The 13,648-nt window shown below is 64.2% G+C and carries 14 protein-coding genes; all 14 read right to left on the reverse strand.

Features of this window, described 5'->3' with window-relative positions; all coding sequences use genetic code 11:
- Nucleotides 1-72 precede the first annotated feature (72 nt).
- A complete protein-coding gene (gene lepB, locus EPN59_RS17275) occupies nucleotides 73-966 on the reverse strand; it encodes a signal peptidase I (protein ID WP_293038517.1) in 894 nt (297 codons plus the stop codon).
- A 21-nt stretch (nucleotides 967-987) separates the two neighbouring features.
- Nucleotides 988-2,781 carry a translation elongation factor 4 gene (gene lepA, locus EPN59_RS17280; protein ID WP_293038515.1) on the reverse strand — a complete coding sequence of 598 codons (1,794 nt, stop codon included), beginning with the start codon at nucleotides 2,779-2,781 and terminating at the stop codon, nucleotides 988-990.
- Nucleotides 2,782-2,931: 150 nt separating this feature from the next.
- Nucleotides 2,932-3,195, reverse strand: a complete 264-nt coding sequence (locus EPN59_RS17285) for a glutaredoxin family protein (protein WP_293038512.1) — start codon at nucleotides 3,193-3,195, stop codon at nucleotides 2,932-2,934.
- Nucleotides 3,192-4,700 (reverse strand): DegQ family serine endoprotease, encoded by a 1,509-nt coding sequence (locus tag EPN59_RS17290; RefSeq protein WP_293038510.1) that lies wholly within the window; start codon nucleotides 4,698-4,700, stop codon nucleotides 3,192-3,194. The genes EPN59_RS17285 and EPN59_RS17290 overlap by 4 nt, the downstream gene beginning before the upstream one ends.
- A gap of 20 nt (nucleotides 4,701-4,720) precedes the next feature.
- Nucleotides 4,721-5,761, reverse strand: coding sequence for a MucB/RseB C-terminal domain-containing protein (locus EPN59_RS17295; protein ID WP_293046490.1), 1,041 nt, complete (start codon nucleotides 5,759-5,761; stop codon nucleotides 4,721-4,723).
- Nucleotides 5,762-5,766: 5 nt separating this feature from the next.
- Entirely contained in the window at nucleotides 5,767-6,429 is a 663-nt protein-coding gene (locus tag EPN59_RS17300) for an RseA family anti-sigma factor (RefSeq protein ID WP_293036812.1), read from the reverse strand.
- A gap of 102 nt (nucleotides 6,430-6,531) precedes the next feature.
- Complete coding sequence (rpoE, locus tag EPN59_RS17305; RefSeq protein WP_293036777.1) at nucleotides 6,532-7,131, reverse strand: RNA polymerase sigma factor RpoE; 600 nt, start codon at nucleotides 7,129-7,131, stop codon at nucleotides 6,532-6,534.
- 136 nt (nucleotides 7,132-7,267) lie between these two features.
- Nucleotides 7,268-7,762, reverse strand: coding sequence for a protein YgfX (locus EPN59_RS17310; RefSeq protein ID WP_293036780.1), 495 nt, complete (start codon nucleotides 7,760-7,762; stop codon nucleotides 7,268-7,270).
- Nucleotides 7,759-9,000, reverse strand: coding sequence for a beta-ketoacyl-ACP synthase II (fabF, locus tag EPN59_RS17315; RefSeq protein WP_293036782.1), 1,242 nt, complete (start codon nucleotides 8,998-9,000; stop codon nucleotides 7,759-7,761). Before fabF ends, EPN59_RS17310 begins: the two co-directional genes overlap by 4 nt.
- A gap of 216 nt (nucleotides 9,001-9,216) precedes the next feature.
- The gene (acpP, locus tag EPN59_RS17320) at nucleotides 9,217-9,456 is read right to left on the reverse strand and encodes an acyl carrier protein (RefSeq protein ID WP_004197638.1); all 240 of its coding nucleotides are present in this window, start codon (nucleotides 9,454-9,456) and stop codon (nucleotides 9,217-9,219) included.
- A gap of 167 nt (nucleotides 9,457-9,623) precedes the next feature.
- Nucleotides 9,624-10,373, reverse strand: a complete 750-nt coding sequence (gene fabG, locus EPN59_RS17325) for a 3-oxoacyl-ACP reductase FabG (protein ID WP_293036785.1) — start codon at nucleotides 10,371-10,373, stop codon at nucleotides 9,624-9,626.
- A 45-nt stretch (nucleotides 10,374-10,418) separates the two neighbouring features.
- Nucleotides 10,419-11,366 (reverse strand): ACP S-malonyltransferase, encoded by a 948-nt coding sequence (gene fabD / locus EPN59_RS17330; RefSeq protein ID WP_293036787.1) that lies wholly within the window; start codon nucleotides 11,364-11,366, stop codon nucleotides 10,419-10,421.
- A gap of 113 nt (nucleotides 11,367-11,479) precedes the next feature.
- Entirely contained in the window at nucleotides 11,480-12,469 is a 990-nt protein-coding gene (locus EPN59_RS17335; protein ID WP_293036789.1) for a beta-ketoacyl-ACP synthase III, read from the reverse strand.
- Nucleotides 12,469-13,572, reverse strand: coding sequence for a phosphate acyltransferase PlsX (gene plsX / locus EPN59_RS17340; RefSeq protein ID WP_293036791.1), 1,104 nt, complete (start codon nucleotides 13,570-13,572; stop codon nucleotides 12,469-12,471). Before plsX ends, EPN59_RS17335 begins: the two co-directional genes overlap by 1 nt.
- Nucleotides 13,573-13,648: the final 76 nt, after the last annotated feature.

Consider the following 13,648-nt stretch of genomic DNA (forward strand, 5'->3'; position numbering starts at 1 on the left):
CACATCATGCGCATCGCGCAAGCGGATCGCCGCATCACGATGCGCATATCGGCATGCAAAGCGCGCAAGCCGTCACTCGAATGAACCGATACGCTTCAGATTGCTGAAGTTCATCCAGATGAAGAACGCACGGCCGACGACGTTCGCGTCGGGCACGAAGCCCCAATAGCGGCTGTCGGCGCTGTTGTCGCGGTTATCGCCCATCATGAAGTAATGACCCGGCGGCACCTTGCAGATAATCCCGCGGTCGTTGTACTGGCAGTTGTCGCGATACGGATAATCTTCCGCGCCGACGATGAACGGCGGCACAGCCGGGTTGTTCAGGATATTGTTCTTGCGGCCGCCGAGATCCTGGGTGAACTGCTTCGCGTAACCGATGCGCTCTTCGTCGAAGAAATCCGGCTGCGCAATCTCGGGCACGGGCTTCCCGTTCACCGTGAGCTGCTTGTCCTGATAGGAGATCACGTCGCCCGGCAGGCCGATCACGCGCTTGATGTAGTCGACCGATTCGTCCTTCGGATAGCGGAACACGACGACGTCGCCGCGCTGAAGCGGACTGCCCTGCGTGAGCTTCGTGTTGGTGATCGGCAGGCGGATGCCGTACTCGAACTTGTTCACGAGGATGAAGTCGCCCACGAGCAGCGTCGGCACCATCGAACCCGACGGAATCTTGAACGGCTCCACGATGAACGAGCGCACGAGGAACACGATCAGGATCACGGGGAAAAAGCTCGCCGTGTATTCGAGCCACCACGGCTGGCGCAACTTGTCGTTGCGCAGGTTCTGACGCGTGACGGGAGCGTTCTCATCGGCGAAGCGCTCGCCGATGCGCGCCTGCTGGCGATCGAAGTCGGCGACGGCCGCATCGGCAGCGAGGCGGCGGCGCGGCATGAAGACCAGTTTGTCTGCAACCCAGGCGATGCCCGTAAGGACCACGAGCACAAAAAGGATCAGCGCAAAATTCATTGAGTTATCCGTTATCCAGTCTTATTTGTCTTCGACGCGCAGGATCGCCAGGAAGGCCTCTTGCGGAATTTCGACCGAGCCGACCTGCTTCATCCGCTTCTTGCCTTCCTTCTGCTTTTCGAGCAGCTTCTTCTTGCGCGTGATGTCGCCGCCGTAACACTTGGCCAGCACGTTCTTGCGCAGCGCCTTGATGTTCTCGCGCGCGATGATATGCGCGCCGATCGCCGCCTGGATCGCGACGTCGTACATCTGGCGCGGAATGATCTCGCGCATTTTCGCCGCCACTTCGCGGCCGCGGTACTGCGACTGCGAGCGGTGCACGATGATGGACAGCGCATCGACCTTGTCGCCGTTGATCAGCATGTCGACCTTGACGACATCGGACGTGCGGTACTCCTTGAACTCGTAGTCCATCGACGCATAGCCGCGCGACACCGACTTCAGGCGGTCGAAGAAGTCGAGCACGATTTCGGCCATCGGGATTTCGTACGTGAGCTGCACCTGGCGGCCGTGGTACTGCATGTTGATCTGATTACCACGCTTCTGCGTACAGAGCGTGATGACCGAACCCACGTAGTCCTGCGGCATGTACAGGTTCACGGTGACGATCGGCTCGCGGATTTCCTCGATCTTCGAGGGCTCCGGCATCTTCGCGGGGTTCTCGACCGTCACCGTCGTGCCGTCGTGCTGCACGACCTCGTAGACCACGGTCGGCGCCGTGGTGATGAGGTCCATGTCGAATTCGCGCTCGAGACGCTCCTGCACGATCTCCATGTGCAGGAGGCCGAGGAAGCCGCAGCGGAAACCGAATCCGAGCGCCTGCGAGACTTCGGGCTCGTATTGGAGCGAAGCGTCGTTGAGCTTGAGCTTTTCGAGCGACTCGCGCAGCGCGTCGTACTGGTTCGCCTCGACCGGATACAGGCCCGCGAACACCTGCGGCTTCACTTCCTTGAAGCCCGGCAGCGGCGTGTCGGCCGGCTTGCCCGCGTGCGTGACGGTGTCGCCCACCTTGGTCGCGGCAAGTTCCTTGATGCCCGCGATGATGAAGCCCACCTGCCCCGCCGACAGCGCGTCGAGATCGCGCGACTTCGGCGAGAACACGCCGACGTGCTCGACCGGATACTGCGCGCCGGTCGCCATCAGCTTGATCTTGTCCTTCGGACGCAGCGTGCCGTTGACGATGCGCACGAGCATCACGACGCCGACGTAGTTGTCGAACCAGGAGTCGATGATGAGCGCCTGCAACGGCGCATTGGGGTCGCCCTCGGGCGGCGGCACCTTCGCGATCAGCGCTTCGAGCACGTCTTCCACGCCGAGGCCGGTCTTCGCGCTGCAACGCGTGGCGTCGGTCGCGTCGATGCCGATCACGTCCTCGATCTCTTCGATCGCGTTCTCGGGGTTCGCGGCAGGCAGGTCGATCTTGTTGAGCACCGGCACGACCTCGACGCCGAGTTCGATCGCCGTGTAGCAGTTCGCGACGGTCTGCGCCTCGACGCCCTGGCTCGCATCGACGACGAGCAGCGCGCCCTCGCACGCGGAGAGCGAGCGGCTCACCTCGTAGGAGAAGTCGACGTGGCCCGGCGTGTCGATGAGGTTCAGGTTGTAGACCTCGCCGTTCCTCGCCTTGTACGAGAGCGCAGCGGTCTGCGCCTTGATCGTGATGCCGCGCTCGCGCTCGAGATCCATCGAGTCGAGCACCTGTGCTTCCATTTCGCGGTCGGACAGGCCGCCGCACAACTGGATAATGCGATCGGCGAGCGTCGACTTGCCATGGTCGATGTGCGCAATGATCGAGAAGTTACGAATATGATCCATTCAGTGCCGATCAAGCGAAAAAGGCGCGCCCGGACGAAAAGCAGAGCACGCCTCGTAAACAGATGAAAAACCGGCCTATTTTAGCCGAAAAGGGGTTCGGCAGGCAGGGGCGGGGAAGAGACAGAGAAGCAACGGAGAAGCGCCGCGCGCTCAAACGCCCAGCCCGAGCGCGGCGCGCACGCGCGCCTCGTCGAGATGGTAGTGGCACAACTCGACGCCATCGCCCAGGAGCACCGGCACGAGTTCGTCGTAGAGGGCCTGGAATGCGGGGTCTGAATCGACGTCGATCACCTCGATCTGCGCGCCCGCCGCAGCGGCGAGCGGCGCGAGCGCCGCGTGCATGTCGTCGCACAGATGACACCATGCGCGGCCGTACAGCACGAGGCGCGGCGGTTTCGTGCGGGTCTGCATCATTTCTGCCCCGGGTTGCGCGGGCGGATCGGCACGAACTGCGTGTTCTCGCCGCGCCGCACGAGCACCGCCACCATCTTCTGCGGATCGAGGCGCGCAGTCACTTCCTCGAACTGCTTCACGCCCGTGATGTCGGTATCGCCCACGCGCAGGATGATGTCGCCTTTCTGAAGGCCGGCGCGCGCTGCCGGACCGCCGACCGATTCCACCAGCACGCCGCCCTTGATCTTGAGCTGGCTCAGTTGATCGGCGGGAACGTCCGTCACCGACAGGCCGAGCGAATTCGACGCGCGCGGCTTGGGCGCGGGCGCCTTCTTCTGGTCGCCCTTCGCGGTCTTGTCGGCCTGCATTTCGGCGATCGTGACCGGCAGTTCACGCGCCTGGCCCTTGCGCCAGATCGTGATCGTCGCCTTCGTGCCCGGCTTCGTGTCGCCGACCATGCGCGGCAGATCGGTCGCGCTATCGACCGTCTGGCCATTGAACTTCTGGATGATGTCGCCCGGCTGGATGCCGGCCTTGTCGGCCGGGCCGCCCGATTCGACGCTCGACACCAGCGCGCCCTGCGCCTTCGGCAACCCGAGCGAGTCGGCCACGTCCTTCGTCACCTCGCTGATCGCCACCGCAATGCGGCCGCGCGTGACCTTGCCGCTGCGCTCCAGCTGATCGGCGACGCGCATCGCTTCGTCGATCGGAATCGCGAACGAAATGCCCATGAACCCGCCGGTCCGGCTGTAGATCTGCGAGTTGATGCCGATGACCTCGCCCTGCATGTTGATGAGCGGACCACCCGAATTACCGGGGTTGACGGCCACGTCCGTCTGGATGAACGGCAGATAGTCGCCCGTGTCGCGGCCCTTCGCGCTGACGATGCCCGCCGTGACGGTATTTTCCAGCCCGAACGGCGAGCCGATCGCGACGACCCACTCGCCCACGCGCAGCTTGTTCGAATCGCCGATGGTCACGGCCGGCAGGCTGCGCGCCTCGATCTTGACGACGGCGACGTCCGTACGGTCGTCGACGCCGATCAGTTTCGCCTTGAACTCACGCTTGTCGGTGAGCGTGACGTAGATGCTGTCCGCATCGTCGACGACGTGCGCGTTCGTCATCACATAGCCGTCGGTCGACAGGATGAAGCCCGAGCCGACGCCGCTGTTCTGCTCTGCGTCGCTGCCGCTGTCGGGCGGCGACGCGTCCTGACCACCGCCCTGCCCGCCCTGGCCACCACGAGGCGACTGGCCATGCGGGCCCTGCGGCAGCGGAATGCCGAAGAAACGGCGGAAGAATTCCGACATGTCGCCGTCGTCCGTGCCCGGCGGCAGGCCGTGCGGCGAGGCGCTCACGTGCGTCGTAGTGCGGATGTTGACGACAGATGGCCCGACCTTGTCGACCAGATCGGTGAAGTCCGGCAGATTGGCGGCGGGCGCCGCCGACGCCGCGTGCGGTGCGAGCGGCAGGCACGCTGCCACCACCGCGGCCGCGAACAATTTACGCAGCGGGAAAATCGTCATATCGTTGTCAGCCGAAGGATTTACCTGGAAGGTTTGTATTCTATGGCAGTCGCAAACTGCTGCAACGTGCTTTGAGGCACTTCCCCAAGCAGCGTGATCCAGTAGTCGCCGCTGCGCTTCACGAGGACGTGAGTCGCGCCGTTGCTACCGGCCCCTTCCTTGCGGCTGTTGTTCTTGACCGGCTCGACGAAGATCGAGATGGCAGCCAGCCCATCGGAGAAAACCGCCTGATCGACGGGGATGGGCGGCTCGTTCGCGTCGCGCGCGGCCATCGGGCGGCGCAGTTCGCGAATCTTGCGGAAACCGGGCACGGGCGAGCCGAATTTCCAGCCCTGTGCTTCCATGTCGACCGGTTCGAGCGGCGGATGCACCACGGTCCAGCCAGCCGTGTTGTGCATGCCGCTGACGATCGGCGCCTTGTCGAGCGGCACGCCGATGCGGATCTGCGTGAACGACAACTGTTCGAGCACCTGTCCGCTCGCCGGGTCGATCGTCTGCGCGCGCAGCAGGAGGCCGGTTTTCGTGTCGGCCCAGAACTTGTAGGCGAAGCGGTAGCCGTCCTTCGGGTCGAGTTCGATGACCTGGCTTTCGATGCCCGCGACACGGTCGGTGCCGAGCATTTTCGGGGTGTAGACGGACAGCACGTGGTCGCCGCTCGTGGCGAGCAGCGCGGGGAACGTATCCTTGTTCTGGCGCTTTTCGACTACACAGAACTTGCGCTCGGGCACGAACGTGTAGATGTCGTCGTTATGGCGCAGGAGCTTGCGCGGCTTGCCGTCGAGACTTTCGAGCTGCTCGTACTCGCCGTCGTTCTTCGTCCCGTAGTGCGTGATACGCGACGATTGCACGAACGGGCCGCGCTGATAAACGAACGTGCCTGCGTAATTCTGCTGCTGGGCCGCCTGCTGGATGCGGTCGAGCCACTGGGCGGCGTCTTGCGGCGCGGGCTGCGCGGCGGCGTGCGCAGCCGCGGACAGTACGGTCAGCAATACGGCCGCGTAGCACAGGAATGCCGGCAGCCGCCCCCAGAATGTCGTGTTATAGCGCTGCGGTGTCGGCATCAGGCTTACTGGCGAGGCGTGGTGAGGGTAGCGGCCCGGATCAGCGGCATGGAATCGGACATGACTGGCTGTTGCGCGAACTGCTGATGCGCTTCCAGATACGCGTCGAGACGCGCGTCGCGAATGATGTTGCCGTCCTGCACCGCAGCGGTCTGCACCGGCACCGCGTTCATCGCGACACGCTGCACGCCGTCGCCCGAGGACGATACCGAAGCGACCTGCGCGCCGCCGACGTTGCCCATGCCGTGCATCTGCGGCACGACGATCCACGTGAGCGTGGCGGCAGCAGCGGCAACCGCGAGCGTCGGAACGATGCGGTGACGCAGCGCGAGAATGCGTGCGGCGCCGCGCTTCGCACCATCCGTAGCACCACCCGTAGCGGGACGCGTGACCGGCAGCGCGGCGGGCGCGAGCACGTGCGGCTCCGCCTCGAAACGCGCGGCGAAGCCCGCCATGAACGACTGGCTTGCGGCTGCGCTGAGCGCGAGATCGTCCGAGCGCAGCACATCGCCGATCAGGTGGTACGCCGACCAGCGCGCACGCCCTTCTTGATCGAAATCAGAAAATATCCCATCTGGACGCTCGCCAGCGGTCAATTCTCCGTCAACAAAAGCAGACAGACGCTCGCCGCGCGAGCCTGGCACCGATTGCATCGAGACCGATCCCATGATGCTCCCCATTTCCTTTCAGACTGCCCTGTTGTGATACACGCGGTCACACCAACCCGGTGAATCGCATTCGTGCCCGGCGGGCACTGGTTACCAGCCTGGTTACCAGCGCTTGCCTTCCGGCGTGTCCAGCAACGGACGCAATTTTGCCGCAATGGCTTCGCGAGCGCGGAATATCCGTGATCTGACGGTGCCTATGGGGCACCCCATCATCTCGGCAATTTCCTCGTAGCTCAAACCTTCAATTTCCCGAAGTGTAATGGCGGTGCGCAATTCCTCCGGCAGCATCGCCATGGCAGCATTGACCGTTTGCGCGATCTGCTTGCTCATCAACATCGACTCGGGCGTGTTGATATCCCTTAGTTGATCGGCATCCGAGAAAGTTTCAGCCTCTTCTGCATCTGCTTCGGTGGATGTCGGGGCGCGTCTACCCTGGGTCGCAAGGTAGTTCTTCGCCGTGTTGACGGCAATCCGGTACAACCACGTATAGAAAGCGGACTCGCCGCGAAACTGCGGCAACGCCCGGTACGCCTTGATAAAGGCGTCCTGGGCCACATCCTCGACCTCCGCGGGATCCCGCACAAGGCGCGAGATCAGACGGATGATCTTGCGGTGGTACTTGGAGACCAGAAGCTCGAACGCAGCTTTGTCGCCTTTTTGCACGCGCTCAACCAGCATCTGGTCGATTTCTTTTTCGCTCACCTGAAAAATCCGTTAGCTCATGGTAGATGCGGGGCACCATTGTAGCGCCCTGTCCCTCCCGTCACGTTACGCGCATATTGGCCGTTACAGTCGTTACAGCGATTCCTGCTGCAGGCTGTCAGACGGCGTTCGGCGCTCAGCGTCCAGCCGCGCACCGCGCCCGCACGGCGAGCGTGCGAAAGGCCTCGGGATCGAGCGCATCGGCAGCGACCAGCACGGTTGTGCGCCTGGCGCGCCCCTCGACCGACAGCGCGAGCAGGCTCGTACCCCACTGGGACGCGCCGGTCAAACGCCCCCGCGCGGTGCAGGCGCCATCCTTTCCATAGACCGCAAGAAAATCGGGCCCCATTTCGATGACGGCAGGTTGCGCGCGATGCCACGCCACAGCGGCCAGTCCGCAGAGGGCAAGGAAAGCGAATGTGGGAGCAATGGCGCGAGCGGCGCCCAGCCAGGGTGCGAGCGACGTATGGACGGCGGCGGCCGCCACGCCGATACCGACGGCCAGAACGAGATGAAGCGCCGCGGAGCGGCGCAACAGGATGCACGGCGCACCAGGGCGCCGCGTGAGAAAAACGGAATCGCGGCTGGCCGGAGCATCCGGCGCAGCCGCTTCACGCTCGATGCGGATCAAACGTAACGTTTGAAGACCAGCGTGCCGTTCGTGCCGCCGAACCCGAACGAGTTCTTCAGCGCGATGTCGATCTTCATGTCCCGCGCGGTGTTCGCGCAGTAGTCCAGGTCGCACTCGGGATCCTGGTTGAAGATGTTGATCGTCGGCGGCGAGATCTGGTTGTGCACGGCCAGCACCGTGAACACCGATTCGAGACCGCCCGCGCCGCCGAGCAGGTGCCCGGTCATCGACTTGGTCGAGTTCACGACGATGTTCTTCGAGTGGTCGCCGAATGCGCGCTTGATCGCGGTGGTTTCCGCGAGGTCGCCAAGCGGCGTCGACGTGCCGTGCGCGTTCAGCCAGTTCACCTCGTCGGCATTCACACGCGCGTTGCGCATTGCCGCCAGCATGCAGCGGCGCGCGCCGTCGCCATTTTCGAGCGGCGCGGTCATGTGATACGCGTCGCCGCTCATGCCGTAGCCGGTGACTTCCGCATAGATCTTCGCGCCGCGCTTCTTCGCGTGCTCGTACTCTTCGAGGACCATCACGCCTGCGCCCTCGCCCAGCACGAAGCCGTCACGATCCTTGTCCCACGGACGGCTCGCCGTTGCCGGATCGTCGTTGCGCTGCGAGAGCGCGCGCGCCGCCGCGAAACCGCCGACGCCGAGCGGCGAAATGGTCGATTCCGCGCCGCCCGCGATCATCATGTCGGCATCGCCGTACTCGATGAGACGCGACGCTTCGCCGATGCAGTGCAGACCGGTCGTGCAAGCCGTGACCATCGCGAGATTCGGGCCCTTGATGCCGTACTTGATCGACAGATGGCCGGAGATCATGTTGATGATCGAGGCGGGCACGAAGAACGGCGAAATACGGCGCGGGCCGCGGTTCAGCAGTTCGGTCTGGGTGATTTCGATCATCGGCAGGCCGCCGATGCCCGAGCCCACCACGACGCCGATGCGCTCGGCATTCTCCTCGGTGATCTCGATACCGCTGTCCTGCATTGCCTGGATGCCTGCGGCGATGCCGAAATGGATAAACGCATCCATATGGCGCGCTTCTTTCCCGGGGATGTAATCCTCGACGTTGAAGCCCTTCACCTCACCGGCGAAGCGGGTCGAATAGTTCGCGGCATCGAACTTCGTGATGTTGGCAATGCCGGATTTCCCGGCGACCACATTGGCCCAGCCGTCGGCAACATTATTGCCAACAGGCGAAATCAGCCCCAGGCCTGTAACAACAACTCGACGGCGGCTCACGGTAACCCCTTTTCCATAGATGACAAAAACGAAAGCCACAGAGGCCGCAGGAGATGCTCCTGTGAGCCCTGTGGCTAGTTGACCGGCAAGAGCCCGGCAGCGGGTGCGGGCGTGTGCGGGTTCACTGACGAGAGTCCTGTTGGGCCGCGCGCGCCATGGCGGTGCAGGCCCCTGTTACGCAAATGCGCAACCGCGGACAAAAGCGCCTGAATGCCCTTAGGCCTTGACGTTCGCGCGAGCGTAGTCGATGGCTTGCTGAACCGTCGTGATCTTCTCGGCTTCCTCGTCCGGGATTTCCATGCCGAATTCGTCTTCCAGAGCCATCACGAGTTCGACGGTGTCGAGCGAGTCGGCGCCCAGATCGTTCACGAACGATGCTTCGTTCTTGATTTCGGCTTCGGCGACGCCCAGTTGTTCGGCGACGATCTTCTTCACGCGCTGTTCGATGTTGTCCATTACCCCTCCAAGGGAAAAAAAGTTAGTTCATGAATGCGAGTGCGCGCATTTTAGCAGGTTTGACCTGGCAGAAAAGCGGCGCTCGAGGTTCCGGATGGGCTATCCGCAACGGCGTTTGAAAACGGCTGAAGCAAACGCATCGAGGCGCGGATAGTACCCGAATCTGGTTACGACATGTACATGCCGCCGTTCACGTGCAACGTCGTGCCGGTGATGTACCCCGCCTGCGGCGATGCAAGGAACGCCACCGCGTGAGCGATGTCGTCCGGGCTGCCGAGGCGGCCAAGCGGAATCTGCTGCTTCAGTGCTGCCTGCTGTTCGGCGGGCAGGTCCTTCGTCATATCGGTGTCGATGAAGCCCGGCGCGACACAGTTCACCGTGATGCCGCGGCTGCCGATCTCGCGCGCGAGCGCGCGGGTCAGGCCCGCGACGCCGGCCTTGGCCGCCGCGTAGTTCGCCTGGCCGGGATTGCCCGACGCGCCCACCACCGACGTGATGTTGATGATGCGGCCCGTGCGCGCCTTCATCATCGGGCGCAGCACGGCGCGCGAAAGACGGAACACCGACTTCAGGTTCGTGTCGATGACCGCGTCCCACTCGTCGTCCTTCATGCGCATCGCGAGGTTGTCCTGCGTGATGCCCGCGTTGTTCACGAGAATCGCGAGGCCGCCGAATTCCTTCACGGTCGCGTCGATGAGCGCTTCGGCCGCTGCCGCGTCGTTGACGTTCAGCACCGCGCCGCGGCCCTTCAGGCCCGCTTCTGCGAACGCCGCCGTGATCGCCTGCGCGCCCGATTCGCTCGTCGCGGTGCCGATCACCGTCGCGCCCTGGCGCGCCAGTTCGAGCGCGATTGCCCGGCCAATGCCGCGCGAGGCGCCGGTCACGATTGCGGCTTGATTATCGAGAGTCTTGTCCATGTATCTATCTGTCGAATCCGTTGCGGATGTCGCTCGGGTCACTGCTCAGGCGGCCACGAGCTTGAGCGCTTCTTCGAGCGACTTCGGGTCTGCCACCGAAGCGCCCACGAGGTTGCCGTCGATGCGCTTCGTGAGGCCCGCGAGCACCTTGCCCGGACCGCACTCGATCACGTGCGTCACGCCTTGCGCGGCAATCGCCTGCACGCATTCGACCCAGCGCACCGGGCCCGCGGCCTGGCGCACGAGTGCGTCGCGGATCGCAGCGGGATCGGTGGCGAACGCCACGTCGACGTTGTTCACGACCGGAATCTGCGGCGCGGAGAGCGTCACGTTCGCGAGATACTCGCGCAACTGATCCGATGCGGGCTTGAGCAGCGACGAGTGAAACGGCGCGGAAACCGGCAGCGGCAGCGCGCGCTTGGCGCCCTTCGCCTTGGCGACTTCGCAAGCCTTTTCGACCGCGGCCTTGTGGCCCGCGATCACGACTTGCGACGGCGCGTTGAAATTGACCGCTTCGACCACGCCGCCGGGGTTGCCCACGGCCGCGGAGGCTTCGGCGCAGACCGCGCGCACGGTGTCGTCATCGAGACCGAGCACGGCAGCCATGCCGCCCTCGCCCACCGGCACCGCGCTTTGCATCGCCTGAGCGCGAAAACGCACGAGCGGCACCGCGTCGCGGAACGCCAGCACGCCAGCGGCGACGAGCGCCGTGTATTCGCCGAGGCTGTGGCCGGCGACGATCGCCGGGGCCGCGCCGCCCGCCTGCTGCCAGGCGCGGTAGACCGCGTACGCCGCGGTCAGCATGACCGGCTGCGTGTTGGTGGTGAGGTTCAGTTCGTCAGCGGGGCCTTCGGCGATCAGCTTGCCGAGATCCTGATTGAGCGCATCGGAGGCTTCCTGCAGCGTTTCGCGCACGATGGCGCTATCGGCGAAGGCGTCGAGCATGCCTACGGCCTGCGAGCCCTGGCCCGGAAAAACGAAAGCGAATTTCATAACGTCCCCAAATTCTGTCTATGCAGACGGGCGGCGCGCCACGGCGAGCCGCGCGCCACAGCAAGCGGCGCGCGCATCAGCCGAAAAGCGTGGCGCCGCGCGCCCGGTCGGAATCAATAGCGGATGACGGAAGCGCCCCAGGTGAAGCCGCCGCCCACGCCTTCGATCAGCACGTTCTGGCCGCGCTTGATGCGGCCGTCGCGCACCGCGACATCGAGTGCGAGCGGGATGGAGGCTGCCGAGGTGTTGCCGTGCTCGCCCACCGTGACCACCATGCGTTCGGCGGGGAGGCCGAGCTTGCGGCAGGTGCTCTGCATGATGCGGATGTTCGCCTGGTGCGGAATCAGCCAGTCGATCTGTTCGGGCTTGAGCTGCGCCTTGTCCAGCGCCTCGTTAGCGATCTTTTCGAGCACGTTCACCGCGAGCTTGAACACGGCCTGGCCGTCCATGTGCAGGAACGCGTTGCCCGCGATCACGCCGCCATGCACGTTACCCGGCGTGCAGAGGATGTGCGCGTAGCTGCCGTCGGCGTGCAGCACGCTCGACAGCACGCCCGGTTCGTCGGACGCCTGCAGCACGACCGCGCCCGCGCCGTCACCGAACAGCACGCAGGTCGTGCGGTCGTTGAAGTCGAGAATGCGCGAGAAGGTTTCCGCGCCGACGATCAGCGCCGTGCGGTGCTGGCCGGTGCGAATCAGGCTGTCGGCGAGTGAAACGGCATACGCGAAGCCCGCGCACACGGCCTGGACGTCGAACGCCGCGCCGTGATTGCGGATGCCGAGCTTGTTCTGCAGCAGGCAGGCCGTGCTCGGAAACACGAAATCGGGCGTGGAAGTCGCAACGATGATCAGGTCGATCGACTGCGGATCGACGTCGGCGGCGGCAATGGCGCGCTGCGATGCGGCAAGTGCGAGATCGCTCGTGGTGACGTCGGGCGCGGCGAAGTGGCGCGCACGGATGCCCGTGCGGGCGACGATCCACTCGTCGCTCGTCTCGACGCCCTTCGCAGCGAGACGTTCAGCCAGTTCCTGGTTGGTGACGCGCTCAGGCGGAAGAAAGCTGCCCGTGCCGAGCACGCGGGAATATAAAGTCGATTGAACCATTATGCCTTCGAGGAAGATGCGGTACCGGGCGGCGTCTCGCCTGCAAGCGGCCCGCCGGACTGCCTGCTGCCGGATTCGCCGGCAGCGCGTTCGAGTGAACCGGCGTTCTCGTCCATCGCGCGCGCGAGGCGCTCCAGCACGCCATTTTTGACGGCATCATACCCGCGTTTGATCGCCCACTCAAACGCGTAGGCATCCGCGGAGCCGTGACTCTTGATGACGAGCCCCTTGAGGCCGAGCAGCGCCGCGCCGTTGTACCGGCGATGGTCGACGCGCTTCTTGAAGCGCATCAGCACGGGCAGCGCGGGCAGCGCCATCAGCTTCGTGAGCCACGAGCGGCCGAACTCTTCCTTGATCATGCCGTTGAGCATCTGCGCGAGGCCCTCCGACGTCTTCAGCGCGACATTTCCAACGAAACCGTCGCAGACGATCACGTCGACGGTGCCCTTGTAAATGTCGTTGCCTTCCACATTGCCGCGGAAATTCAGCGTACTCGCGCGCAGCAGCTCGCCCGCGCGCTTGATGGTGTCGTTGCCCTTGATGACCTCTTCGCCGATATTCAGGAGCCCGATGGTTGGGCGTTCCTTGCCTTCGAGCGCGGCGACGAGCGCATGGCCCATCTCGGCGAACTGGAGCAGATGATGCGGTTCGCAGTCGACGTTGGCGCCAAGGTCGAGCACCGTCGTGTAGCCGGCGGGATTCGGCAATGCAGAAGCGATGGCCGGGCGTTCGATGCCTGGCAGCGTCTTGAGCACGTAGCGCGACACGGCCATCAGCGCGCCGGTGTTGCCAGCCGACACGCACGCCTGGGCCTCGCCTTCTTTCACGCGATTGAGCGCGACGCGCATCGACGAATCTTTCTTCTTGCGCAGCGCGACCTCGACCGGATCGTCCATTTCGACGATCTCGGTGGCAGGGACGATGGTGAACGCGGGATTATCCAGCGCCCTCAGCTTTTTCAGCTGGGCGCGGATAGCCGTTTCGATGCCGACGAGCAGAAGATGCGCGTCGGGATACAAGCGAACGAAATTGACTGCGGCAGGCACGGTCACGGACGGACCGTTGTCGCCTCCCATGCAATCTATCGTGAGCGTAACAGTCATGGAATGCGACGGATTTCAAGCACAAAAAAGCGGCAGTTGAATGCCGCCTTTTTTGCCAAGCCGAAAAATTGTCAAG

It is taken from the genome of Paraburkholderia sp., assembly GCF_004298475.1.
Taxonomy (GTDB): domain Bacteria; phylum Pseudomonadota; class Gammaproteobacteria; order Burkholderiales; family Burkholderiaceae; genus Paraburkholderia; species Paraburkholderia denitrificans.

Bases quoted from the DNA above. Each gene is read 5' to 3' on its own strand.
- lepB (WP_293038517.1), bottom strand. From the start codon at position 966: ATGAATTTTGCGCTGATCCTTTTTGTGCTCGTGGTCCTTACGGGCATC.
- lepA (WP_293038515.1), bottom strand. From the start codon at position 2,781: ATGGATCATATTCGTAACTTCTCGATCATTGCGCACATCGACCATGGC.
- EPN59_RS17285 (WP_293038512.1), bottom strand. From the start codon at position 3,195: ATGATGCAGACCCGCACGAAACCGCCGCGCCTCGTGCTGTACGGCCGC.
- EPN59_RS17290 (WP_293038510.1), bottom strand. From the start codon at position 4,700: ATGACGATTTTCCCGCTGCGTAAATTGTTCGCGGCCGCGGTGGTGGCA.
- EPN59_RS17295 (WP_293046490.1), bottom strand. From the start codon at position 5,761: ATGCCGACACCGCAGCGCTATAACACGACATTCTGGGGGCGGCTGCCG.
- EPN59_RS17300 (WP_293036812.1), bottom strand. From the start codon at position 6,429: ATGGGATCGGTCTCGATGCAATCGGTGCCAGGCTCGCGCGGCGAGCGT.
- acpP (WP_004197638.1), bottom strand. From the start codon at position 9,456: ATGGACAACATCGAACAGCGCGTGAAGAAGATCGTCGCCGAACAACTG.
- fabG (WP_293036785.1), bottom strand. From the start codon at position 10,373: ATGGACAAGACTCTCGATAATCAAGCCGCAATCGTGACCGGCGCCTCG.
- fabD (WP_293036787.1), bottom strand. From the start codon at position 11,366: ATGAAATTCGCTTTCGTTTTTCCGGGCCAGGGCTCGCAGGCCGTAGGC.
- EPN59_RS17335 (WP_293036789.1), bottom strand. From the start codon at position 12,469: ATGGTTCAATCGACTTTATATTCCCGCGTGCTCGGCACGGGCAGCTTT.
- plsX (WP_293036791.1), bottom strand. From the start codon at position 13,572: ATGACTGTTACGCTCACGATAGATTGCATGGGAGGCGACAACGGTCCG.